Origin of the sequence: Streptomyces sp. NPDC005492 (genome assembly GCF_040605995.1) — a bacterium.
In the GTDB taxonomy this organism is placed as follows: domain Bacteria; phylum Actinomycetota; class Actinomycetes; order Streptomycetales; family Streptomycetaceae; genus Streptomyces.
This window is the reverse complement of the sequence record NZ_JBEXDX010000004.1, coordinates 222,931-246,667: the sequence shown is the minus strand read 5'-3', so window position 1 is coordinate 246,667 and position 23,737 is coordinate 222,931. Positions and strand designations below refer to the sequence as shown.

Below are 23,737 nucleotides of genomic sequence, written 5' to 3'. Positions count from 1 at the left end.
GCAGCCTATGCGGCGACCCTGACACCAGCCCGGTCAGGCGCGGGGGCCAGGCGATGCCTGCGCTTGGGCATGCCGAAGGTCGGGTGGGCGATGCCCCACCAGGCACCCTTGAGCACGCCCGACTTGAGCCGCGCGGCGGCCTTGCCGCCCAGGTACCAGGACTTCGGGTGGGCGTCCCCGTCGACCATCTGGAAGATGGCGTCACGTCGCCCGAGGCTGATGTGGTTGCCGTGGTACTTCAGCCCGATCGTCGGGACCTCGCTGCCCGTCAGGCGCGCGATGATCGCGGCGGTCGCCTGCATGTTGGTGAGACCGGCCGAGGCGCAGGACATCGGCAGCGGCCGGCCATTCTCGCCGATCGCGTAGGCGCTGTCACCGGCGGCGTAGACGTCCGGGTGCGAGACCGAGCGCATGGTGCGGTCGACGACGATCTGGCCGGTCTTGGCGACCTCCAGGCCGCTTGCGGCCGCGATCGGGTGTACGGCGAACCCGGCCGCCCACACCGTCACGTCGGCCGGGACGGACGTACCGTCGGCGGCGATCGCCCGTGTCGGCTCGACGGCCTTGATGCCGGTGTGCTCGTGGATGGTGATGCCGAGCCGTTCGAACGCCTGGTGCAGGTGACGGCGGGCCTTCGGTGAGAGCCAGGCGCCCAACTCGCCGCGGGCGGCGAGCGCGACCGAGAGGTCGGGTCGGGACTCGGCGAACTCGGTGGCGGTCTCGATGCCGGTGAGCCCCTCACCGACGACCAGCACGGTGCCGCCCCTGTCCAGGTCGGCCAGCCGCTCGCGCAGACGCAGCGCCGAGTACCGGCCGGTCACGTCGAAGGCGTACTCGGCCACGCCGGCGACGCCATGGTGGGCCACGGAGCTGCCGAGCGTGTAGAGAAGCGTGTCGTACGCGAGCTCGCCGTCGCCGTCCTCGCCGGTCACGGCGACGGTCCCGCGCTCGGGGTCGACGCCGGTGACGCGCGCCAGGCTCAGCCGCACGCCGGTGCCCGCGAATACGTCGGTGAGCTTGCGGAACGCGAGGTCCTGGCCGATCGCGAGCTGGTGGAGCCGCATCCGCTCAACGAATTCGGGCACGGCGTTGACAACGGTGATCTCGGTGTCGGCGGGGGAGAGCCGACGGGCCAGGTTTCCGGCGGCGAAGGCCCCGGCGTATCCAGCGCCGAGTACGACGATGCGGTGCTTCATGAGATGGCTCCTGTCTCGTTCGCGTGCCCCTTGAACGAGACGGCGCCCCGATAGCTGACAGGAGCCGGATGTGATGCAGGTCACCGAACCTGGACGAACGACTGACTGTGCGCGCGCGGAAGTCCAAGACGGTCTCGACTCACCCCTCGTCGCCCGGCTGGAGCGTCCCAGCCACAGCCGGGCGACGGGTGAGGGCACCGCTCCGTGTCCCTCGTTCCTGATTCGGAGCCGACGCTCCCGCGGATGGGTCGGATGCCGACGGCACGGCCGTCGATCACGCGTAGGCGGACCGCGCGTTCATCAAGCCCGGACACCCACCACCAACCCGATGTCACAAAACGCGTCGCCCGCTCGTCGTCCAGGAGATCGACATCCCACGACGGATCACCGAGCAGCACAACCACCTACGACAACGGAGCAAATGTGTTCGCCGCCTACGTGACAGTCACCATCCTCGGCGTGCTCTTCAACGGTGCCGCCGCGGTCACCTACCTGATCGGCCACGAATACCCCAAGACCCAGGCGGACATGAAGGGCCTGCCCCGCAAGTGGGTACCGGTGCTGGGCGCGCTCCTGGCGGCGGGCACCGTGGGGCTGCTGGCCGGGCTCGTCGTGCCGCTGCTGGGGACCCTCGCCGCCTCCGGCCTCGTGCTGTACTTCATCGGCGCGATCATCGCCCACCTGCGGGTGGGCTCCCGCAACATAGTGGGCGGCATCGTGTTCCTCGCCACCGCGATCGCCGCCTTGGCCCTGGGCCTGGCCCACCACGGCCCCTCCTAATCGCCGAGCCCAGAACGCGCCCCGGCGGTACGCCGTCCGCCCTCAGCTCAGTCCCCGGGAGCCGACGATGTCACCGCGTACGTGGCCGCGAACGCCCTCATGGGCGTCCATCGCGTCCTCATCGACCTCGTACGACAACGCGCCCCGGCCGACGAGGTCCCCGACCGGCTCGCCGCCGACCTGCGCGCGTACCGCACACAGGCCTTCACCTTCCTCGCGCAAGGTCTCGCCAGTGGCCCCAGCCGGCCCCACAATCTCTCCCGGTACGCTGCCGTCATGCCCACAGCCCTGGTCACCGGCGCGACCGCCGGCATCGGAGCGGCGTTCGCGCGGAGGCTCGCTGCGGACGGCTTCGATCTGGTTCTGCTCGCGCGGGACGTCGAGCGTCTCGAACAGGCCGCTGACACATTCCGGACTGCCCACGGCATCCAGGTGGAGGTCCTGCCGGCGGACCTCAACACCGGGGTGGGGCTTGCGAAAGCGGAGCAACGCGCCGCCGACGGCGTGGACTTGGTGGTGAACAACGCGGGGTTCGGGCAGCGCGGTGACTTCGTCGACACCGAACTGGCCGAGGAACTGGCGATGTTGCGCGTGCACTGCGAAGCCGTTCTACGGCTCACCCGCGCCGCCCTGCCCGGCATGATGGAGCGCGGGCGCGGTGGCGTCATCAACGTCGCCTCGGTCGCGGCGTTCTTCCCGCGCGGGACGTACAGCGCGTCCAAGGCGTGGGTAGTGACGTTCAGCGAGAGCGCGTGCCAACAGGTGGCCGGCACCGGCGCCCATGTGATGGCGCTGTGCCCGGGTTGGGTGCGGACCGAGTTCCACGAGCGGTCGGGCATGGACACCTCGGGGATCCCGGCGGGGATGTGGCTCGACGCTGACCAGTTCGTCGACGCTGCGATCCGGGATTTCCGCCGGGGCGTACCGGTGAGCGTGCCGGACGTCCGCTACAAGGTCATGGTCGGACTGGGCCGTGCCCTGCCCCGCCGACTCGTCGCGCGCCTCTCCGCACGGGCGGGCAGTCGGCACCAGTAGCCCGTTCGGCGAGAAGTCAAGGCTGGCTAGACCGAGAGCGCGAAACCGCCCGTCACCCGCAGCGTCTCACCCGTGACGAACGACGCCTTCGACGAGACCAGATAGAGCAGCGCCTCGACGATGTCCCCTTCCGTGCCCTCCTGTTGGAGGATCTGCTCGCCCAGAACCCGCTTCGCCTCGGCCTCGGGCAGTTCGGCGCGGACGGTGTCCGTGAAGATCAGGCCCGGGGCGATCGCGTTGACACGGATGCCGTCGGCGGCGAACTCGCGCGCGAAGGACACGGTCAGTCCGCGTACGGCGAGTTTGGAGACGCCGTAGATGCTGCGGTTGGCGTAGGCGGCCGACGAGGAGATGTTGACGATGGTGGCGCCCGCGCGACCCCGCATGGCCGGCTGCGCCGCGAGGGAGCAGATGACGACTCCCATGACGTTCACGTCGAGTACGCGTCGGACGTTGGCGAGGCCGAGTTCGGTGAACGGCCGGTTGTAAGCGGCGTGCAGGCCCGCGTTGTTGACCAGGATGTCGAGACCGCCGTGCCGTTCGGCCAGGTCGCCGATGGCCGCCTCGACCGCGTCCTCGTCGGAGACATCGCATGTCACCCCCGTCACGCTGCCGCCTGCGGCGGTGAGTTCGGCTGCGGCGGCCTGCGCCGCGCCGCCGTCGACGTCCGCGAGCACGACATGCGCGCCCCGCGCCGACAGCGCGGCGCCGAACGCCTTGCCGAACCCGCGCCCGCCCCCGGTGATGAACGCGACCTTGCCGTGGTGCTCGTCGCGGTCCGGCATTACGGATGCTCCCGTCGTCGTCCTGGTCCGAATGGGCGCCCGGCGTCCGTCACTTGGGACCGAACCGCTGTCCCGCGTCGAGCCGCAGGCACTGGCCGTTGAGCATCGGGTTGTCGACGATGGCGAGCGCGAGCTTGGCGTACTCCTCGGGGCGGCCCAGGCGTTTGGGGAACGCCGCGTCCTTGACCAGGACCGCCCGCACGTCGTCCGGGATCTTCTCGACGGCGCCCGTGTCGAACAGGCTGGGCGCGATGGCCAGGACCCGGATGCCGAGCGAGCCGAGATCGCGCGCCATGGTGAGACACATGCCGGCGATGGCGGCCTTGGCGGCGCCGTAGGCGACCTGGCCGACCTGACCCTCGAAGGCGGCGATCGACGACGTGTTGATGATGACCCCGCGTTCGCCGTCGGGGTCCTCGGGCTCGTTGCGGCTCATGTGCGCGGCGGCGAGCCGGCTGATGTTGAAGGTCGCGACGGCGTTGAGGTCGAGGACGCGGCGGAAGGTGTCGAGGTCGTGCGGCCCGGTCCGGCCGAGCGTCCGCTGCGCCTTGCCGCCACCGGCGGTCGTGATCGAGACATGCAGCCCGCCCAGTGACTCCACGGCGGCGGCCAGCGCGCTCTCCGTCGCCTCGAAGTCGGTGACGTCGACGGGTTGGAAACGCCCGCCCAGCGCCGCGGCGACCTCCGCGCCGGCCGATGCCGGACGGTCGAGTACGACGACGTCGGCGCCGCGTGCGGCGAGCAACTCCGCACTGGCGCGGCCCATTCCGGAGGCGCCACCGAACACCACGGCCTTCTTGCCCTTGATCTCCATCGATCGATTCCCTTTCGCTCGCGCTCAGGCGGACGCGGACGACCGCTGAAGGAGGGTGCACAGCCGGTCGCGGTGGACGGCCGTGTCCCCGTACAGCACCCGGTCGGCGCGGGCCCGGCGCAGGTGGAGGTGGAGGTCGTGCTCCCAGGTGAAGCCGATGCCGCCGTGCAACTGCAGTGCGCGCGCGGCGACTTCACCGGTGCCCGCTGAGGCGTAGGAGGCGGCGGCGCATGCGGCCCGGGCGGTGTCGTCGGCGCCGGCGTCGGCGGCCATCGCCGCGTAGTACGTGGCGGCGCGGGTGCCGTGCACGATCAGTGCCATGTCGGCGCAGGCGTGTTTGACGGCCTGGAACGTGCCGATCGGCCGCCCGAACTGCACCCGGGTCTTGGTGTGTTCGACGGTCAGCTCCAGCATTCGGTCCATCACGCCGAGCGCGTCCGCGCACCGCAGGACGGACGCCTCGTCGAGCAGGGCCTGGATGTCGTCCGGCCCGCCGTCGAGCCGGGCGTCGAGCGGGACGCGTACGGCGGTCAGACGGACCTCGTGGAACGCGCGGGTCGGATCCAGGACGCGTTGGCGGCGGACGGTGACTCCAGGGGCCGCGCGGTCGACGAGGAAGGACGCCGGTTCGCCGTCGTGGCGTGCGGTGACCAGGAGTTGGCGGGCGCCGCCGGCATCCTGCACCAGGGTCTTGACCCCGTCCAGGACGACCGCGTCCCCGTCGGTGCGTGCGGTGGCGTGGATCCCGTCCAGGGTCCACGGCGCGTGCGGTTCGGCGAAGGCCCAGGTGGCCCAGCCGTCCCCGGCGGCGAGCGCGGGCAGTACCTCGGCGCGCAGCCGCTCGGAACCGCCGTAGGCGATCGCCCGGCCGACAATGGCCGTCGGCAGGAAGGGGCCCCGGCCGAGCGCGCGTCCGATCTCCTCGGCGACCAGGGCGAGTTCGACCAGACCCTGGCCGGAGCCGCCGTACTCCTCGGGCAGCGCCAGGCCGGGCCAGCCGAGGTCGGACGTCAGGCGCCAGAGTTCGGGGTCGACGTCCTCGGGGCGGCCCATCGACGCGCGTACGACGGCGATCGGGGCCCGGTCGGACAGCAGGTCGCGCGAGGCCTCGCGGAGCATGGCCTGCTCCTCGCTCAGCTCGAAGTTCACAGGAGGAAGGTATCCTCTTTTAGGTGATCGGTCGAGATCCTGGGCCGATTCTGGGCGTTCTACCGCTGACTCTATCTAGTTGAGTATCATCAATTGCATGACTGATGCCGTTCTGCTCGCCGCCTGCCGCACCGCGATCGGTACCGCTCGGAAGGGAACGCTGCGTGACACCAGCGCCTTCGATCTCGCCACCGTCGTCGTACGCGAAGCGGTACGACGCTCCGGGCTGCCCCTCGACCTGATCGACGACGTCGTCCTCGGCGAGACCCTGGCCGGAGGTGGGGACATCGCCCGCTACGCGGCCCTCGAAGCGGGGCTGACCCATGTGCCGGGTCTCGCGCACAACCGGCACTGCGCCTCGGGGCTCGCGAGCGTGGCGACCGCGGCAGCGGGCGTCCGCGCCGGAATGGAGCGCGCGGTCGTCGCCGGGGGCACGCAGTCCACGTCGACCGCCCCCGTGGCCCGGCGCCGGATCCCGGGCACCGACGAGTGGCAGGACCCCTGGTCCTCGCCCTCGCACGTGTCGACTCGCGAGGCGCCCCACAACGACATGGCGACGCTTGTCGGCTGGAACACGGCCCGGCTGACCGGCATCTCCCGTCAGGAGATGGACAGTTGGGCGCTGCGCTCGCACCAGCGGGCCGTGCGGGCGATCGACGAGGGACGGTTCGCCGACGAGATCGTCCCGGTCGAGGTCGTCGGCCGTGACGGGACGAAGGCGGTGTTCGACACCGACGAACACCCGCGCCGCGACACCAGCATCGAGAAGCTCGCGGCACTGAAGGTGCTGCGTCCCGAGATCGAGGGCTACTCCATCACCGCGGGCAACTCCAGTGGGGTGAACGACGGTTCGGCCGCGGTCGTCGTGGCCTCCGCCGAGGTAGCCGCCGCCCACGGGCTCACCCCGCTCGCCACCGTACGGTCGTGGGCGAGTGTCGGCGTCGATCCCGTCGAGACCGGACTGGCCCCGATCGCCGCCATCCGCAAGGCACTTGACCGGGCCGGACTGCGGATCGGGGACGTCGACCTGTTCGAGGTCAACGAGGCGTTCGCCGCGGTCGCCGTAGCCACCACCCGCGAACTGGGCCTCGACCCCGAGCGGGTCAACCCCTTCGGCAGCGGGTGCAGCCTCGGCCACCCGATCGCGACCACCGGCGCCCGCATGATCGTCACCCTCGCGCACGAACTGCGCCGCCGTGGCGGAGGCACGGCGGTCGCGGCCATGTGCGCGGGCGGGGGCATGGGATCGGCGATGGTGCTCACCGTCTGACGCGTGGTGTGCCGGGCGGTCCACCGGTCAGCGGGCCGCCCAGCTCACCGTCTTCGTCTGGAGATACTCGTCGAGTCCGAACTCGCCCCATTCCCGGCCGAGTCCGCTCTGCTTGTACCCGCCGAAGGCGGACCGCGGACTGACTCCCGCGCTGCCGCCGTTGATCGTGACACCGCCGGTCCGCAGCCGGGTCGCCATCTCGTACGCGGCCGCGGTGTCGGCGCTCCAGACGGCTCCGCTCAGACCGTACGCGCTGTCGTTGGCCATGCGGACCGCCTCCTCGTCGGTGCGGAACGGGATGACGACACCGACCGGCCCGAAGAACTCGCTCCGGGCGATGGCCATCGCGTTGTCCACGCCGGTGAAGAGGGTCGGCTCCATGAAGTAGCCCCGGTCGAGACCGGCCGGGCGCTTGCCGCCGCAGACGATCCGGGCGCCCTCCTCCTCGCCGACCCGGATCAGTTTCTCGACCTTGTCCCGCTGGGCCGCGCTGATCAGCGGGCCCATCGTGGTGTCCGCCTCGGCGGGGTCACCGACCCTGACCCCGGCCAGGGCGGCGGTGAGCCGGGCGACGAACTCGTCGTGGACGGACTCGTGCACGAGGGTGCGGGTCAGCAGCGAACAGCCTTGTCCCGCATGGGTGGTCATGCCCACGAACGCGGAGCGGACCGCGCCGTCGACGTCACCGTCGGCCCGCACGATGTTGGCCGACTTGCCGCCGAGTTCCAGCACCGCCTTCTTCATGGAGCCCGCGGCCTGCGCGTAGACCGTGCGGCCCACCGTGTCCGACCCGGTGAAGCTGACGAAGTCCACCATCGGGTGGGTGGTCAGCTCCCGGCCGGCCTCGACATCGCCGGTCACGATGTTCAGCACGCCCGGCGGCAGCCCGGCCGCGTCGGCGAAGTCGCCGAGCAGCAGCGAGTCGAGAGGGGTCTGGGGGGCCGGCTTCAGGACCACGGTGCAGCCCGCCGCGAGCGCCGGGATCACCTTCATCATGCTGAGGAAGAAGGGGAAGTTGTACGCCGAGATCAGCGCGCACACCCCGAACGCCTCGCGGCGCAGCACCCCTTGGAAGACACCGATGCCCGGCGCGATCGTCGGATCCATCGGGCGCTCCCACGCGAAGGCCGGCATCACCCGCTCGGCCATGTCCCGCAGATGCGCGACCGGCACCCGGGTCTGGAGAGTCTCGGCCAGCGCGCGCACCGACCCCGCCTCGGCCATGTTGACGGTGACCAGCTCGGGCAGCCGCCGCTCCAGCTCCTCCGCCATCCGCAGCAGCACCGCGCCCCGCTCGGCGGGCCGCATCCGCGGCCACGGCCCCTCGTCGAAGGCCCGCCGCGCCGCCTCGATCGCCCGCCGCACATCGGCGAGCGAGGCGTCCGGTACCTCGGCGACCGTCTCCTCCGTCGCCGGATTGCGTACGACGATCCGCGCGTCCGACGTGCCGTCGGTGTGCCGTCCGTCGATGTAGAGACCCGGAGAGAACGAGTACGTCGTCGTCATGTGCCGTCTCCTCATCGCTGTTGGTCAGAGTTGAGTGTACTGAATTAAGAGGAGGTGACCAGGAGTCGGCGCCATTTATTGACTAGACCGGTCGGTACAGCTAACTTCGCAGATATCTGGGGGTCGGCCTTCTGGCTACGGACGACGGAGTTCGAAGAGAGGTACCGCCTGTGTTCAAAGAATTTGTAGTGTCCGGCGATTCGCACATCATCGAGCCGGTCGATCTGTTCAAGACCCGCCTGCCCAAGCAGTTGCGCGACCGTGCTCTCTGGGAAGAGGAGTTCACCCTCGACGAGCCGATCGTGCCGGGCGGGCACACGGAGTTCAAGAAGCTCCACACCATCGGCTTCGACGGCTGGACCATCTCCAAGTACCGCCAGACTGGCGGGGAGACCCCCGACGGCGAGCCGGACCACATCCTGCGGGACATGAACTACGACGGCGTCGACGCCTCGGTGATGTTCCCCAACCTGTCGCTGTTCGTCCTGTTCACCGACGACCACGAACTCTCCATGGCCCACGCGCGCGTGTGGAACGACTACCTGGTGGAGCGCTACCTCCCCTACAAGGACCGGCTGCGCCCCACGGCCGCGATCCCGATCACGGACGTCCCCGAGGCCGTGGCGGAGATCGAGCGCTGCGCGCGCATGGGCCTGGGCGCGATCCTGCTGCCCGAGATCCCGCCGCTGCCCTACTACGCGCGGGAGTACGACCCCATCTGGGCCGCCGCGCAGGCGCACGGCATGCCGGTCTTCATCCACGTCGCCACCGGCGGGGTGAAGGTCAAGGAGGAGATCTCCGGGACCGCGCAGACCGTGCGCGGCCTGATGACCGCGATGAACATGGGCAAGGGCAACCTGACCGACGACATGGTGGCGGGCCGCACCATGGGCTTCGCGGCCGGGGCGGGGGTCGCCGGGCCGCAGGGCATCATCGCCAGCCTGGTCGGCGGTGGTGTGTGTGAGCGCTTCCCGGACCTGCACTTCAACCTGATCGAGTACACGGCCGGCTGGCTGGTCTCCTTCATGGGCTACATGGACAAGGCGTGGAAGACGGGTACGGGCCAGGACCCCGACTGGTGGCTCGGCTTCTGGGACGACAACCACCCGGCGAAGGAACAGCCCTCGATGGGCCGCCTGTTCGCGATCAACGACAAGTGGCCGTATCCGCTCAAGCCCACCGAGTACGTCCGCCGCCAGATCCACGTGCAGTTCGCGGACGACCCCACGGCGGTCAAGGCGCGGCACATCACCGGTCTGTCGACGGTCATGTGGGGCAATGACTACCCGCACGCCGAGGGCACGTTCCGCAGTAGCGAGGAGTGCATCGCGGAGAACTTCGAGGGCGTGAACGACGAGGACCGCGCGGCCATCCTGGGGGGCACGCTGGCCGACGTCGTGGGCTTCGACAAGAGCAGGAAACTCGCCCCGGTCGCCGAGAAGGCCTGACCACGCGACGGCGTTTCAGGGTACTGAAACGCGAGGGGAGCGGCGGGCGGCCCGAGGGTGCCGCCCGCCGCTTTCTTTCACGCTGTGGGCAGTTCGCCGATCAGCGCGAGGCCGGCGCGGGCGTACGCGGCCCGGCGCCGTCGGCTCACCAGAAAACTGGGCGGTGCGAAATAGCCGACGTCACGAGGCAGCGAACCGGCGCGACGGGCGAGCAGGTCCTTCGCGTCGGCCGTCGTCCCGCACACGGCGATAGCGGTCAGCATCTCGTCGGTGACGGCGGCGGCCATCGCGTCGGTGTCCCCGGCCGCGAACGCCTTGCGGAGCTGGGCCACCGGGCCCTCCCAGGTGTGGTGCGCGACGAACGGGTCATACGTCTTCACCGTGAGATAGAAGGCGATCATGCGCCGGGCGTCGGCCACCGCGCGCTCGGGGGCGCTGTCGTCGACCGCCGTGATGACCCAGCCGTGCTCCAGGGGCGGGTCGGTGCGGCCCGCGGCGGCGGTGCCGCTCTCGACCGACGGGCGTACGACGTCGTTCCACCAGGTGTCGGTGAACAGCCCGTGCCCGATGACTCCGTCGGCGACCCGGCCCGCCGTGGCGGCCATACGGGTGTTGAACGCGGCGAGCAGGACGGGGATGTCGAGCCGGCCGAGGACGGGTGCGCGGACGTCGGCGTCGATCGAGTGGAACTCGCCGGAGTAGTTGACCTTCTCGCCGTTCTCCGCGTGCAGCCAGGCGCGGACGGCGCCGACGGTCTCCGCGATCCGGGCCACCGGGCGGTCGGCGGGTACGTCGAGCCAGTCGCGGTTGATGCGGAACGCGGCGCTGCCGAGGCCCAGGAAGAGTCTTCCCGGCGCCTGTGCGTGCAGTTGGCGCAGCGCGGTGGCGTGCGCGTACGGGGTGCGGGCGAAGGCGTAGGCGATGGCGGGCCCCGCAAGCGCCCGCTCGGAGTTGGCGACGATCTCGGCGAGGGTGAGATAGGCGTCGTGGTCGACGAACTCGCCGGCGCAGAAGGCACCCGCACCGGCCTCCTCGGCCTCACGTGCCACCTCGGGGCCCGGCCAGGGCATGCCGAATCGCATCAGAGCCAGCCCTCCGTAGAAGCTAGTAAAAAAGGATACTGTTTTAGGGAGGGTAGGCGAGTGTCAGCGCAGTGTCCACCGTCCCCGGGGTACCGCCGAGCGGTCCACCTCCGCCTTTCCGATCGGGTTGCCGATCTGGGTGTACGACAGCCCGCCGCGCAGGGCCTGGGTGCGGGTCGCGTCCAGGGACTCCCAGATCGCGCGCACGGTGCCCTGGATCGCGGCCGGCGGTTTGGCGGCGATGATGCGCGCGATCTCGTCCGCCCGGTCCCAGAGTCGCTCACCCGGCAGCACCTCGCTGACCAGGCCGATCTGCAGGGCGCGCGCGGCCGACACCCGCTCGTCCAGGCCGAGCAGGGCGATGCGCAGCGTCTCGCCGAGCGGGATGCGGCGGGCCAGCCCGATCGGTTCGAGCGCGGCGGTGAGCCCGTAGCTGACATGCGGATCGAAGAAGGTCGCATCCTCCGAACAGATCAGGATGTCGGCCTCGTTGAGCCAGTAGAACGCGCCCCCGGCGGCCATCCCGTGCACCGCGCAGACCAGCGGTTTCCACACCTGGTTCAGCTTCGGCGACAGGAACTCGCCGGGGTCGGTCTGAGACCAGACGTTGGGGTGGCGGTCGATGCCCTCCTTGACGTCCATGCCGGTGCTGAACGCGCGCTCGCCCGAGCCGCGCAGCACCACGACACGCACGTCGTCGTCGGTCTTGACCCGGTCCCAGATGGTGGAGAAGTCGTCCAGCATCCGCTGGTTGAAGCTGTTCATGGCCTGCGGCCGGTTCAGCGTGATCGTGGCGACATGGTCGGTCACCTCGAACAGGACGGTCTTGAGATCCACCCGGCGACTCCGTTCGTGAACTCGGTTCGTCATCTCGACGTGATCGAGGTAAGTAGTATACTTTTTTCTGGTCTTTGGGCGCCCGGAACGGAACGAGATCCGCGGAGGAAGCTGCGATGAGGCCACGAGTGGGACAGATGCTCGCCAGTACGGTCGACACCACGGCGGTGATCGTCGTGCGCTGTCCTGACAGCGAGCTGGACATCACCTGCGGCGGCGCCGCCATGATCGAGGGAACCGCGCCGGGGACTGCCACCGGCACCGCCGACCCGGACCAGATGAGTGGTTCACTGCTCGGCAAGCGCTACGCCGACGAGGACCTCGGCCTCGAACTCCTCTGCACGAAGCAGGGCCAGGGCACCCTCGCGGTGAACGGCGTCCCCCTGCCGGTGAAGACCGCCAAGCCGCTCCCGGCCTCCGACTGAGAGCGGGACACACGCCGATGAACGTGTCGATGATCCTGGACATGGCCGCCGAGGGCTTCGGCGACCGGGTCGTGATCGGCCGCGCACAGGACGGGCTCACCCCCGTACGGCTGCGCGAGCTGGCGGCCGGCGGGGCCCGCGCGATCCGCGCGGCCGGCGCCGACGCGGTCGTGTACCTGGCCACGAACGGCCCCGCCTTCGCCGTCGCCCAGTTCGCCGCGGCCCACGCCGGCGTCCCCCTGGTCCCGGTCAACTACCGCCTGGGCGACGAACAACTCGACGCCCTCCTCGCGAACCACCCGCACGCCCTGGCCATCGCCGCCCCCGACCAGGACGCGGCACCGCGCCGAGCCGGACTGTCGGTCCGAGGCCCGGCCGACTGGCTCGCGGAGGCCGCCGCGCACACCGACGGCGACACCGAGCCGGTACCCGCACCCGACACCCCCGCCGTCCTGATCTACACCAGCGGAACCACCTCGGCCCCCAAGGGTGTGCTCCTGCGCCACCACAACCTGGTGTCGTATGTGCTCGGCACAGTGGAGTTCGCCGCGGCGGAGCCCAGCGAGGCGGCGCTGATGAGTGTGCCGCCGTACCACATAGCAGCCGTCTCCAATGTGTTGACGAACCTCTACGCCGGGCGACGCACCCTCACCCTCGACCAGTTCACCCCGGAGGGCTGGCTCGGGCTCGTCCGGGAGCAGGGGATCACGCACGCGATGGTCGTGCCGACGATGCTCGCCCGGATCATGGACATGGAGGGGCTGGACCGTTCCGTCCCCTCCATGCGGTCCCTCGCCTACGGTGGCGCGAGGATGCCGGTGCGGGTGATCGAGACGGCACTGCGCGCCTGGCCGCACGTCGACTTCGTCAACGCCTATGGCCTGACCGAGACTTCGTCCACCATCTCGGTGCTCGGCCCGGCCGAACACCGGGCGGCGATCGCGAGCGACGACCCGGCGGTACGGGCCCGGCTCGGCTCGGCCGGGCTGCCGGTTCCGGGCATCGAGATCGAGGTCCGTGACATCACCGGGGAACCCCTGGGCGCGGGGGAGACCGGGCAGATCTGGGTGCGCGGGGAGCAGGTCTCGGGGGAGTACGCCGGACAGGGCTCGGCCGTCGACGAGCGAGGCTACTTCCACACCCGCGACCGGGGCCGCCTCGACGCCGACGGTTACCTCCACATCGAGGGCAGGGCCGACGACACGATCATCCGGGGCGCGGAGAACATCGCGCCCGCCGAGATAGAGGACGTTCTGCTACGGCACCCGGACGTGCTCGACGCCGTCGTCGTCGGCGTCCCCGACGAGGAGTGGGGCCAGCGCATCGAGGCCGTCGTCGTCCCCCGTGACGGCGCGGCAGTCGACGCCGGGGCACTGCGCGCGGCCGTACGCGGAACCCTGCGCGGCTCGAAGACCCCGGACCGCATCACCTACTGGACCGAACTCCCGCGCACGGTGACCGGCAAGCTGGTGCGCCGCGACATCGTGGCGGCACTGACCGCACCCGGCAACGGGACGGAGGGGCAGTCATGAGCGTCGCCACCAACAGCCCGGCGCTCATAAGGGAGTTGACGAACCGTACGGCGGTCGCGGTCGGCGGCTGGACACCCGGCGCCACCGTCGACGGCGTCGAACCCCTCACCGGCGGAACGTCGAGCCTGACGTACGTCGCCACTCTGTCGGGGGTCCCGGCCGGCTGCGAACGCGTCGTCCTCAAGGTGGCCCCGCCTGGTCTGCCCCCGGTCCGCAACCGGGACGTGCTGCGTCAGGGCCGCCTGATGTCGGCCCTGGCCGGACAGCCGGGCGTACGGGTGCCGAAGGTGTTGTTCTCCGATGCGGGCGCGCCTCCGGCCGTCCAGCCTTTCGTGGCTATGGAGTTGGTGCCCGGGGAGTGCGTAGAGCCGGTGCTGGTGCCGCGCGGCACACTCAGCCCGGGGGAGGTGCGCGGCCGTGCCCTGGACGCCGCTCGGATGCTGGCCGCCTTGCACCGGGTGAGGCCGGTGGGGACGGCGCTCGCGGCGGAGCCGGTGGTGACCCTTGCCGGGGAGATCGACCGCTGGACCCGGGCGTTCGGCACCGTCCCCGACGATCTGCGCACCGGTCACGAGGCGGTCGCCGAACGGCTGCATGCCACCGTGCCCGCCCCGATGACACCGGTGTTCACCCACGGCGACTACCGGCTCGGCAACACCTTGTGCGCGGACGGCGCTGTCACGGCGATCATCGACTGGGAGATCTGGTCCTTCGGCGATCCCCGCGTCGACATGACCTGGCTGACCTTCTTCACCGACGAGGCCCGCCACCCGGCCTCCGCCTCGGACGAGCCCACCGGCATGCCCGCCAAAGCCGAACTCGTCGACGCCTACCAGGAAATGAGGGGTGAGACGCTGCGGGACCTGGAGTGGTTCGAGGCACTCACCAAGTACAAGGAGTCGGCGGCGACCGCGCTGCTGATCAAACGGGGCCGGAAATCAGGGCAGTTGAACACCATGCATCAGCGGATGCTGCCCGCGCTGCCCGTACTCCTGGACGAGGCACTGGAGTTGCTCGGTCAGTACCGCGGGTGACTACTTGGTGTTGCCGCGGAGGGCGGCGATCGCTCGGTCCAGGGTGTGATGGTCGGCCCAACTGCCGTGGAAGCCGAAGGGCACGCGGCTGGGGAGCTTGACCCGGGCCAGTGGTGTGCGACGCAGGTCGGCGGCGTCGTGGATGAGGAGTTCGCTGAGGTCGGTGGCGCGGTTCCACCACAGGGAGAGCAGGTAACCGTCGTCCTCGGCGGCGGAGTTGGCGCGGGGGACGAAGACCGGTTCGCCGGGACTGGTCAGTCCGTCCGGCCCTTCGACGACGGTGGTGCGGTCGAGGACGTAGTCGTGGCGGGCCAGTCCGTCGGACATGATGTCGTCGGCCAGGCCACGGGTGGTGACGAAGTAGCCGTAGCGGTGCGGTCGGCCTGTGTACCCGTCGTTGATCTTGGGGAACTCCCCGAAGACACCGCTGATCATCTCCTCCGTGGCCCGGCCGGTCGCCAGGTCGACACGCCACCGGTGCGGCAGGGCCGGGGGGAACCACTCGTGGGAAGCCAGCGGGGTGGAGAGGCGGTCGACCGGGTTGCCGAGCCGGTCGATGCGGTGCCCGTCGACGACCAACTCGCCTGCCTGCTCGTACGCGTTGAAGAAGTGGGTGTTGGCCCAGTGCCCGCCCAACTCGTGCCAGGTGACCTCGTGGGTGTGACGGTTCATCAGGACGATCTGCACCCCGTGGTCGAGGGAGTTCTCGTCCCAGACCACGCCCGGCCTGCCTTGCGCCACCAGGTCGAGGCGGAACTGGGCCGGGGTGACGAAGAAGACCGCGTAGTTGTCGCTGACCGCGAAGTCGTGCATGAGGACCGGCACTCCGATGTCGAAGGAGTGCGAGTCGACGATCTGGGCGGTCTTCACATCGGCGCGGTACCAGGTGATGGTCGCTCCGGTGGCGGCGAAGAAGAGCATGTCACCGCTCTCGGGGTCGAGCTTGTAGTGGCCGGTGCACAGGACGTCGATGCCGCCGTGGAAGTCGTAGGTGCCGAGGGTGCGCAGGGTCTCGGGGTCGAGCGCGTGCGGCAGTCCGCCCTCGAAGTAGACGATCAGGTGGTCGTCGAACAGACCGGCATTGATGTTCGCCAAGTTCTTGGCGGGCGGGGCGCCTTCGGGCAGTCGGCCAGGAGTGCCGCCGTTGACGAAGCCGCTGTAGAGCGCTTCTCCCGCCTCCATCTCGACCTTCATGGAGTCGGTCTCGACCCACCGGGTGCGGTAGGCGGCCCGGCCGTCGCGGAGGTAGACGCCGCACACCATGCCGTCACCCTCCCACCAGTGGTAGCGCTCGGGGTCGCGGGGCTGGAAGCGGGGGTTGGAGGAGACACGGAACAGCGCGCCCGCGAGGTCGGACGGTATGGCGCCATCCACCTCCAGGTCGTAGGCCTCGCTCTCCTCGGTCCATGGCGCGAAGGGGCCGTTGAGGAACTTGTTCTCGGCGGGCCGGTCGGCTTCCTCTCCGGAGGGGGAGGCACTCCGGTGGGGGACAACGGTCATGGGGTTGGGGCGCATTGTTGCTCCTGGGCGGTGCGGGGTGGACAAGGAGTGCGTCAGAAGGGGTAGTCGGGGAGTTCCCCGCGCACGGTGACCCACTGCTGTTCGGTGAACGCTTCGAGGTTGGCGGCCGTGCCGCCGTGACGGGAACCGGTGCCGGAGTCGCCGACCCCGCCGAAGGGGATGAGCGGCTCGTCGTTGACGGTCTGGTCGTTGATGTGGACGAGGCCACTGGGCACGCGCTCCGCCAGGGCCATTCCCTTCATGACGTCCCGGGTGAGGATGCCCAGGGACAGCCCGTACTCGGTGCCCGCGGCCAGGTGGGCCGCCTCGTCGAGGTCCTGGAAGGGGACGACGGGCGCGACCGGCCCGAAGATCTCCTCGGCGTAGGCGGGCGCGGTGAGCGGGACGCCGGTGAGCACGGTCGGCCGGTAGAAGAGTCCGTCGTAGCTGCCGCCGGCGGCGAGGCGGGCACCGGCCTCGACGGTCTCGGTGACGACACGGTGCACGTTGTCGCGCTGGCCCGCGTCGATGAGCGGTCCGACCGCGACGTCCTCGCCGAGCGGGTCGCCGACAGGGAGCGCCTCGGCGTGCTGGGCGAGCAGGGCGGTGTACTCGTCGTAGACGGAGGCGTGGACGAGGTGGCGACCGCCGGCCATACAGATCTGGCCGGCGTGGACGAAGGACCCCCAGGCTCCCGCCGAGGCGGCCTTGTCCAGATCGACGTCGTCCATGACGACGAGCGCGGAGTTGCCGCCCAGCTCCAGGTGGACCCGCTTGAGGTGCCGGGCCGCGGTGACGCCGATGGCGCGCCCGGCCCGGGTCGAGCCGGTGAACGCGATGACGGGGACCTGCGGATGCTCGACCACGGCCGCGCCGACGTCCGCGCCACCGGGCAGGACGTGCAGCAACCCCGGGGGCAGGCCCGCCTCTTCGAAGACGCGGGCGAGGACGACACCCCCGCTGACCGCGGTGCGGGGATCGGGCTTGAGGACGACCGCGTTGCCGAGAGCGAGCGCCGGGGCGACGGCGCGCATCGACAGGGTGATCGGCACGTTGAACGGAGCGATCACGCCGACCACTCCGACCGGGACCCGGCGGGCGAAGGACAGCCGCTGCTGCCCGGAGCGCAGCAGTTCGCCGTACGGTGCTCCGGCGAGAGCGGCGGCCTCGTGGCACTCGTCGGCACCGCCGCTGTCGACCTGGAGTGCGGCGAACGGCCGGATCGCGCCGGACTCGCGCATCACCCAGGTCTCGATCTCCTGCCGGTGCTCCTCGAAGAGCCGCGCGGCGCGCCGCAACACGGCGGCACGGTCGGAGTACGGCCGCGCGGCCCACTCCCGCTGTGCCGGCACCGCGCGCCGCACCGCCTCGTCCACATCGTCCGGTGTGGCGGAGCCGACGCGGCCGAGGGTCTTGCCGGTGGCGGGCTCGACGGCGTCGTACGCCTCGCCCGAGCCGCTGATCCACTCGCCCGAGCCGGAGAAGATGCGGCCGTCCCAGGTGCTGCTGTCCAAAAAGGTCATGGTGTCCCGTTCCCATAGGTGAGTCGTGTCCAGGGTGTCAGTGGCCGGGCAGTGCCTCGGCCTCGTGCGCGTGCACCACGGAGGTGTCGGCCGCCTCCTCGCTGTCCAGGCCGCCGGGTGCGTCCGCGGCGGTGCTGCGCCGCAGGGCCAGCGCGGCGACGAGCGCGGCGACCAGGCTGGCGCCGGCGCAGAGGAACAGGCTGCGATCGAGGCTCACTTCGAGGGCTTGGCGGGCGAGCGGGACCAAGGTGTGCGACAGCTCGCCGAGGTCGGCGTTGGCGACCGCGATCGCGCCGCCCTGCGCGTTGACGGCGTCGGCCGCGTGCAGGGCGGCGGCCGGAAGCCCGGCAGCGTCCAGCTTCGCGCCGAGGGCGCTGCTCGCTGTACCGAGCGCGACGGCGCTGACGATCGCGGGGCCCAGCGCCTGCCCCGTCTCGCGCACAAGGCTGGCGACCGCGCTGGCCATGCCGGCGTGGCGGATGTCGACGGCGCCGATCGCGACGGCGGTCAGTGCGGAGAACATCGTGATGAAGCCGGTCCCCAGCAGCAGGATCGGTCCGGCCATCGGCGCCAGGTCGGTGGCGTCGCCCGGCAGCAGCGCCATCCAGATCTCACCGGCCGCGAGGGAGAGCAGGCCGCCGACGAGCAGGGTGCGGGGGCGCACACGCTGGAGCAGCTTCGGCAGAACGGGCGTGAGCAGGAGTGGGATTGCCTGGATGAGGGCGAAGGGCAGGGCCGCCTTGAGCGGTGAGAGGTGGTAGATCAGCCCCAGCTTGATGCTCAGCGCATAGGCGGTGCCGATGAAACCGAACATGGCGAGCAGGCCGATCGCGGCGGCCGCGGCGAAGGAAGGGATCCGGAAGAGATCCAGCCGCAGCATCGGCGCCCGCGACCGGCGCTCCGCGACGAGGAATCCCACGAAGGCGACGAGGGCTGCCGCGAAGGCGAGCACGATGTGCGGCGCGGTGTAGCCGTCGTTGGCGCCCTGGATGACGGCGTAGAGCAGCGCGAGCAGGGAGACGGCGATGGTGATCTGGCCGGGCCGGTCGAGACCGCGACCGGCCGGTCGGCGGGAGTCGGTGATCCAGCGGGCACTGACGGCCGCGGTCACCACACCAAGGACCGCGAGCGGCAGGTAGGCCCAGTGCCAGTCGGCGTGTTCGGTGGTGAACCCGCTGATCAGCGGGGCGGCCATGGCACCGAACGCCAGGCTGACGGCCCAGTACGACAGGGCCCGTGCGCGGGCCGCGGAATCCGGTGTGCCCGCGGCGATGACCGCCAGCGAGGACGGGAAGATCGCGGCCGCGCCGAGTCCGGCCACGACCTGGCCCACGATGAGCTGGGTCAGCGTGTCCGAGCTCGCGACGACCGAAGCCCCTGCGGTGATCAGCAGTCCACCGAGGACGAGTAGGCGCTTGCGTCCGAAGAGGTCGCCGAGGACGCCGAAGTTCAGTTCCAGGATGGCCGTCGGCAGGATGAACGCGGCTGGAATCCAGGCCAGAGCGGCGGCCGACGCCCCGAGGTCCCGCTGGATCTCGCCGATGATCGGGGACGCGAGCGGGATGCCGATCTGGGCCACGCAGATGGCCAGACAGGCGGCGATCAGAGTGCCGCGGCCCAGCGACGGCGGGCTCTCCATGGGTGCCTCCAGTAGTCGTATGAAGTCCTGCATAGTTGGACTGCTGTATCGCAAGACAGGACGCTGCACCCAAAGTGCTTGAAGAGTCAAGAGGCGGGACGGGCATGCTCTCCCGTGCGGCAGCGGGTTGACGTCGACAGTTCCAGCGGCTTAGCGTCCCGTAAGACGAGATCGACGTCCTGCTAAAGGAGACATCAGGTATGGCGATCACCGGTCTGGGTCACACCGGCTTCTGGGTCGACGACCTGGAGAAGATGCGCGACTTCTACGCCCGGGTCCTGGGGCTGACCGTCACCGACGAGGACGAGGAGCGGGGCATCGTGTTCCTCTCCGCCCGCCCCGACGAGGAGCACCACGAGTTCGTCCTGCAACGGGGCCGCACCGCCCTCGCCGGGGCCAGGCTCACCCACCAGGTGTCCTGGCGTGTGGACTCGCTGGAGACGGTCATCGACTTCCACCACCGGTTCCGCGCCGAGGGCATCGAGGTCCAGCAGGAGGTCACCCACGGCAACGCGATCGGGATCTACTTCTTCGACCCCGAGGGGAACCGCAACGAGGTCTACCTCCGGTTGGATCGCGACGTACGCCAGCCGTTCCGCAAGACCATCGACCTCGACCAGGACCCGGCCGATGTGCTCGCCGACGTGGAGCGGTTGCTGACCGAGGGCGGACCGGCCTACCAGCCGGTCCAGTGACCACCGTGTCCACGACGGTTGAGCCGCCACCGGTTCTGGTCGTCGGCGCCGGCCCGACCGGACTGACGGCCGCCCATCTGCTGGGCTCCCGGGGCGTACGGGTGCTGCTGGTCGAACGCAACGCCACGACCAGCGACGACGCCAAGGCGATCAGCCTCGACGACGAGTCGCTGCGCACCCTCCAATCGGCCGGCGGCCTCGACGAGGCGGTGTACCCGATCCTCGTGCCGGGCACCGGGACCCGGTACTTCGGCGTCGACGGACGACCGCTCGTCCACGCCCGCGGCACCGGCGACCAACGCTTCGGACACCCGTTCAAGAACCCCTTCGCCCAGCCGGACCTGGAGCGCGTGCTCCGCGAGCAGCTACGCCTCCTGCCGAGCGTCGACGTCCGCTTCGGCACCCGGCTGACCGCGCTCGGGCGGTATCCGGATCGGGTTCGCGCATCGCTTCGGACGGGCGGGCAGGAGGGCCCGGTCGAGGAGGTGGACGTCTCCTACGTCCTCGGCTGCGACGGCGGGCGCAGCACCGTCCGCGACCTGCTGTCCATCCCCATGCGCGGGCGCAGTTTCCCGGACGTGTGGCTGGTGGTCGACACCCTGGGAGACGCGCACGACCAGCGCTACGGCATGCACTACGGCGACCCCGACCGCCCCGCCGTCATCGTCCCCGGACGGGACGGCCGCTGCCGCTACGAGTTCCGCCTGAGGCCGGACGAGTGCGCCCCCGGCACACCGCCCCCGCTCGCTCTGGTACGCCAACTCCTCGCGCCCTACCGGGAGATCACGCCCGAACAGGTGGAGCGCTCGGTCGCCTACGGCTTCCACGCCCTGCTCGCCGACCGGCTGCGCGAGGACCGCTGCTTCCTGCTCGGCGACGCCGCGCACATGATGCCGCCGTTCGCCGGTCAGGGCCTCAATTCCGGTGTACGGGACGCGGCCAACCTGTGCTGGAAGATCGCCGACGTGTTGGCGGGGCGGGCCGGCGACGCGTTGCTCGACACCTACGACACCGAACGGCGCCCCCACGCCCGGGCCGTGATCGACCTGTCCGTGCGGCTCGGCCGGATCGTCATGACCACCAGCCGTCCCCGCGCCCTGCTGCGCGACCTGCTGGTGCGCACGGCCATGCGGACGCCGCCGGGCCGCCGCTACCTCACCGAGATGCGCTACCGGCCCGACACCCGCGTCCGTACCGGAGCAGTCGTCCCGCTCGACGGCCCCGGCCGCGAACTTGTCGGCAGACCGCTGCCGCAGCCGCGCGTGCTGCACGGACCGCACTACCGCCTCACCCGGCTCGACGACGTCCTCGGGCAGGGCTGGAGCCTGCTGGGGGTCGGCGTGACCGACGCCGACTGGGCGGCCCTCGTACCGGCCGGCCTCCCGGACGCCACCGCCGTGGACGTCTTCCTGGACGACCGCACACCACGTGACCGCGACGGCAGGACAGGGATCGCCGACGCGGACGGCCGCCTCGACGCCCTCTTCATCGGGCTGACCGGGTCCTTCGTCCTCGTCCGCCCCGACCGCCTGGTGGGCGCGGTGTTCACCCCGGCTCGGGCCGCGCATGTCGGCGCGGAGCTACGGCAGTTCACCACCCACCCCCGCAAAGCCACCGCTGCTGAGATCCAGCCCGACCCCCAGGGAGTACCCCGATGAGGCTCAGCACCGTCCGAGTCGCCGACGGCCGTACCACCGCCGCCCGGCAGGAGGGCGACGAACTGGTCCTGCTGCCCTTCTGCGACCTCGGCGCCCTGCTCGCCGCCGACGACTGGCGCGACCGCGCGGCCACCACCGACGGCGAACGCCTGCCGCTGGCCGGGACATCGCTCGCACCGCTCGTCCCGCACCCCAACAAAATCGTCTGCCTGGGTCTCAACTACGCCACGCACATCAGGGAAATGGGCCGCGCGACGCCCGAACACCCCACCCTGTTCGCCAAGTTCGACGGCTCACTGATCGGCGCGCACGACGACATCCACATGCCGCCGGTCAGCGAAGACCTGGACTGGGAGGCCGAGTTGGGGGTCGTCGTCGGACGCGGCGGCCGTTGTGTACCGCGCGAACGGGCACTGGAGCACGTGGCCGGCTACACGGTCGCCAACGACGTGACCGTACGGGACTGGCAGCACCGCACCCGGGAGTTCCTCTCCGGCAAGACCTTCGAGGCCACCACCCCGGTCGGACCCGTGCTGGTCACGGCGGACGAACTCCCGCCCGGCGCCTCCGGGTTGACCATCACCTGCGCCGTCGACGGCCACACCATGCAGAAGTCCAACACCGCCGACCTGCTCTTCGACGTGGCCGACATCATCGCCTACGTCAGTACCATCATCACTCTGCTCCCCGGCGACCTGATCCTCACCGGGACCCCGGGCGGGGTGGGCGCCGGCCGCGACCCGAAGGTGTTCCTGCGCCCCGGACAGGAACTCGTCACCACCGTGGAAGGCATCGGGGAACTGCGCAACACCGTCGTCCAGGACCGGCTGTAGACCGGCCCCGCGGGCAGTCGGGCACCGTCTCCGCCGCCCCGCCCGCACCCAGTAAAGTGTCGCGCATGTCAGGAACCGCATCCCCCAACTACCGCGACCGCAACTCCACGGCCGACCGGGCGCTGGACATCCTGACCATGTTCGACGACACCCACCTCGTCGTCTCCGGGACCACGGTCGCGGAGCGGCTCGGTGTGGCACGCTCCACCGCGTACCGCTATCTGCAGAGCCTGGTGGCCGGCCGTTTCCTCGAGGAGGCACCGGGCGGCGGCTTCCGGCTCGGCCTGCGGGTACTGGAGATCGCCCGGCTGGCCCGTCGTAGCTACGGCCTCTCGGAGGTCGCGCAGCCGTCGATGGATGCCCTCGCCGAGGAGGTGCACGAAACCGTGCTGCTGACCCGGCGCACCGGGGACCTGGTGGTGTGCGTGGACCGCGCGGAGAGCACCCGCGCGGTGCGCATCTCCTACGAACGCGGCAGCACCCTGCCGCTCAACGCCGGCGCGTCCGCCCTCGTCCTGCTGGCCTGGAGCCCGGACGCCGAGGCCCGCAGCCTCCTTGAGGCCGCCGAACTGCGCCGCTTCACCCCGGCGACCCTCACCGACGTCGACGCCCTGATGGAACGCCTCGGCCGTATCCGCCGCCTCGGCTACTCCATCACCCGCGGTGAACTCGACCCCGACGTGGTCGGAATCGCCGCCCCGATCCGAGACGAGAACAAGCAGGTGGTCGCGGCGGTAAGCGTGGCCGCCCTCGCCTCCCGGGTGTACCCGGAGGCGGAGACGGAGATCGCCCAGAAGGTCCTGACCACAGCGACCCAGATCAGCGACCGGCTGGCTGTCGTGGCGGGGTGAGTTCACCTGGCTGCGGGGCGGCGCCGCCGGTAGAGCCGGAGTTGTGGTGCGCGTGGGTGGTTGGTGTCCATGAGTCGGGTGGGGGACGTGCACGTCGGGGTCTGCGGCGGGAGTTGTCGGTACAGCCTTTCATCGGCCCGGCTGG

At 70.8% G+C, this 23,737-nt stretch carries 21 protein-coding genes; 11 read left to right on the top strand and 10 right to left on the bottom strand.

What is annotated here, in order from left to right; translation table 11 throughout:
- Window positions 1-5 precede the first annotated feature (5 nt).
- A complete protein-coding gene (locus ABZT04_RS08170) occupies window positions 6-1,196 on the bottom strand; it encodes an FAD-dependent oxidoreductase (RefSeq protein WP_356054295.1) in 1,191 nt (396 codons plus the stop codon).
- A 423-nt stretch (window positions 1,197-1,619) separates the two neighbouring features.
- On the opposite strand from ABZT04_RS08170, the gene ABZT04_RS08165 reads away from it, so the two are divergent.
- Together ABZT04_RS08165 and ABZT04_RS08160 are read left to right on the top strand one after the other, a co-directional pair.
- The gene (locus ABZT04_RS08165) at window positions 1,620-1,976 is read left to right on the top strand and encodes a DoxX family protein (RefSeq protein ID WP_356054293.1); all 357 of its coding nucleotides are present in this window, start codon (window positions 1,620-1,622) and stop codon (window positions 1,974-1,976) included.
- Between the two features lie 81 nt (window positions 1,977-2,057).
- Complete coding sequence (locus tag ABZT04_RS08160) at window positions 2,058-3,011, top strand: SDR family oxidoreductase (RefSeq protein ID WP_356054291.1); 954 nt, start codon at window positions 2,058-2,060, stop codon at window positions 3,009-3,011.
- A 26-nt stretch (window positions 3,012-3,037) separates the two neighbouring features.
- Here ABZT04_RS08160 and ABZT04_RS08155 read toward each other — a convergent pair whose 3' ends face one another.
- From ABZT04_RS08155 to ABZT04_RS08145, 3 genes are read right to left on the bottom strand one after another with little or no spacing between them, the layout of a single operon-like run.
- Complete coding sequence (locus ABZT04_RS08155; protein WP_356054289.1) at window positions 3,038-3,796, bottom strand: SDR family oxidoreductase; 759 nt, start codon at window positions 3,794-3,796, stop codon at window positions 3,038-3,040.
- Between the two features lie 49 nt (window positions 3,797-3,845).
- Entirely contained in the window at window positions 3,846-4,610 is a 765-nt protein-coding gene (locus tag ABZT04_RS08150) for an SDR family NAD(P)-dependent oxidoreductase (protein ID WP_356054287.1), read from the bottom strand.
- A 24-nt stretch (window positions 4,611-4,634) separates the two neighbouring features.
- The gene (locus ABZT04_RS08145; RefSeq protein WP_356054285.1) at window positions 4,635-5,759 is read right to left on the bottom strand and encodes an acyl-CoA dehydrogenase family protein; all 1,125 of its coding nucleotides are present in this window, start codon (window positions 5,757-5,759) and stop codon (window positions 4,635-4,637) included.
- Between the two features lie 97 nt (window positions 5,760-5,856).
- Between ABZT04_RS08145 and ABZT04_RS08140 the strand changes: the two genes are divergently transcribed.
- Window positions 5,857-7,029 (top strand): thiolase family protein, encoded by a 1,173-nt coding sequence (locus ABZT04_RS08140; RefSeq protein ID WP_356054283.1) that lies wholly within the window; start codon window positions 5,857-5,859, stop codon window positions 7,027-7,029.
- A gap of 27 nt (window positions 7,030-7,056) precedes the next feature.
- Here the strand turns inward: ABZT04_RS08140 and ABZT04_RS08135 are convergent, their stop codons facing one another.
- Window positions 7,057-8,535: an aldehyde dehydrogenase family protein gene (locus ABZT04_RS08135; RefSeq protein ID WP_356054281.1), complete on the bottom strand. Its 1,479-nt coding sequence runs from the start codon at window positions 8,533-8,535 to the stop codon at window positions 7,057-7,059.
- Window positions 8,536-8,723: 188 nt separating this feature from the next.
- On the opposite strand from ABZT04_RS08135, the gene ABZT04_RS08130 reads away from it, so the two are divergent.
- Window positions 8,724-9,983 (top strand): amidohydrolase family protein, encoded by a 1,260-nt coding sequence (locus ABZT04_RS08130; protein WP_356054280.1) that lies wholly within the window; start codon window positions 8,724-8,726, stop codon window positions 9,981-9,983.
- A 77-nt stretch (window positions 9,984-10,060) separates the two neighbouring features.
- On the opposite strand, the gene ABZT04_RS08125 is transcribed toward ABZT04_RS08130, so the two are convergent.
- Both ABZT04_RS08125 and ABZT04_RS08120 read right to left on the bottom strand, forming a co-directional pair.
- Entirely contained in the window at window positions 10,061-11,065 is a 1,005-nt protein-coding gene (locus ABZT04_RS08125; protein ID WP_356054278.1) for an LLM class flavin-dependent oxidoreductase, read from the bottom strand.
- A 63-nt stretch (window positions 11,066-11,128) separates the two neighbouring features.
- Window positions 11,129-11,902, bottom strand: a complete 774-nt coding sequence (locus ABZT04_RS08120) for an enoyl-CoA hydratase/isomerase family protein (RefSeq protein ID WP_356054276.1) — start codon at window positions 11,900-11,902, stop codon at window positions 11,129-11,131.
- A gap of 116 nt (window positions 11,903-12,018) precedes the next feature.
- On the opposite strand from ABZT04_RS08120, the gene ABZT04_RS08115 reads away from it, so the two are divergent.
- From ABZT04_RS08115 to ABZT04_RS08105, 3 genes are read left to right on the top strand one after another with little or no spacing between them, the layout of a single operon-like run.
- Window positions 12,019-12,327, top strand: a complete 309-nt coding sequence (locus ABZT04_RS08115; RefSeq protein WP_356054274.1) for a hypothetical protein — start codon at window positions 12,019-12,021, stop codon at window positions 12,325-12,327.
- Between the two features lie 17 nt (window positions 12,328-12,344).
- Window positions 12,345-13,859 carry a fatty acid--CoA ligase family protein gene (locus ABZT04_RS08110; RefSeq protein WP_356054272.1) on the top strand — a complete coding sequence of 505 codons (1,515 nt, stop codon included), beginning with the start codon at window positions 12,345-12,347 and terminating at the stop codon, window positions 13,857-13,859.
- Window positions 13,856-14,893 (top strand): phosphotransferase family protein, encoded by a 1,038-nt coding sequence (locus tag ABZT04_RS08105; RefSeq protein ID WP_356054270.1) that lies wholly within the window; start codon window positions 13,856-13,858, stop codon window positions 14,891-14,893. The genes ABZT04_RS08110 and ABZT04_RS08105 overlap by 4 nt, the downstream gene beginning before the upstream one ends.
- On the opposite strand, the gene ABZT04_RS08100 is transcribed toward ABZT04_RS08105, so the two are convergent.
- Genes ABZT04_RS08100 through ABZT04_RS08090 form a run of 3 tightly spaced genes read right to left on the bottom strand, consistent with a single transcriptional unit; the run spans window position 14,894 to window position 19,555 of the window.
- A complete protein-coding gene (locus tag ABZT04_RS08100) occupies window positions 14,894-16,393 on the bottom strand; it encodes a carotenoid oxygenase family protein (RefSeq protein WP_356054268.1) in 1,500 nt (499 codons plus the stop codon).
- Window positions 16,394-16,446: 53 nt separating this feature from the next.
- Window positions 16,447-17,916 (bottom strand): benzaldehyde dehydrogenase, encoded by a 1,470-nt coding sequence (locus ABZT04_RS08095; RefSeq protein WP_356054266.1) that lies wholly within the window; start codon window positions 17,914-17,916, stop codon window positions 16,447-16,449.
- A 37-nt stretch (window positions 17,917-17,953) separates the two neighbouring features.
- Complete coding sequence (locus ABZT04_RS08090) at window positions 17,954-19,555, bottom strand: MFS transporter (protein ID WP_356054264.1); 1,602 nt, start codon at window positions 19,553-19,555, stop codon at window positions 17,954-17,956.
- Window positions 19,556-19,755: 200 nt separating this feature from the next.
- Here ABZT04_RS08090 and ABZT04_RS08085 point away from each other — a divergent pair, with 200 nt between their 5' ends.
- From ABZT04_RS08085 to ABZT04_RS08070, 4 genes are all read left to right on the top strand, one after another.
- Window positions 19,756-20,250: a VOC family protein gene (locus tag ABZT04_RS08085; RefSeq protein ID WP_356054262.1), complete on the top strand. Its 495-nt coding sequence runs from the start codon at window positions 19,756-19,758 to the stop codon at window positions 20,248-20,250.
- 5 nt (window positions 20,251-20,255) lie between these two features.
- On the top strand, window positions 20,256-21,908 hold the full coding sequence (locus tag ABZT04_RS08080; RefSeq protein ID WP_356054260.1) for an FAD-dependent monooxygenase: 1,653 nt from the start codon (window positions 20,256-20,258) through the stop codon (window positions 21,906-21,908).
- The gene (locus tag ABZT04_RS08075) at window positions 21,905-22,741 is read left to right on the top strand and encodes a fumarylacetoacetate hydrolase family protein (protein ID WP_356054258.1); all 837 of its coding nucleotides are present in this window, start codon (window positions 21,905-21,907) and stop codon (window positions 22,739-22,741) included. The genes ABZT04_RS08080 and ABZT04_RS08075 overlap by 4 nt, the downstream gene beginning before the upstream one ends.
- Window positions 22,742-22,806: 65 nt before the next feature.
- Window positions 22,807-23,592, top strand: coding sequence for an IclR family transcriptional regulator (locus ABZT04_RS08070; protein ID WP_356054256.1), 786 nt, complete (start codon window positions 22,807-22,809; stop codon window positions 23,590-23,592).
- Window positions 23,593-23,737: the final 145 nt, after the last annotated feature.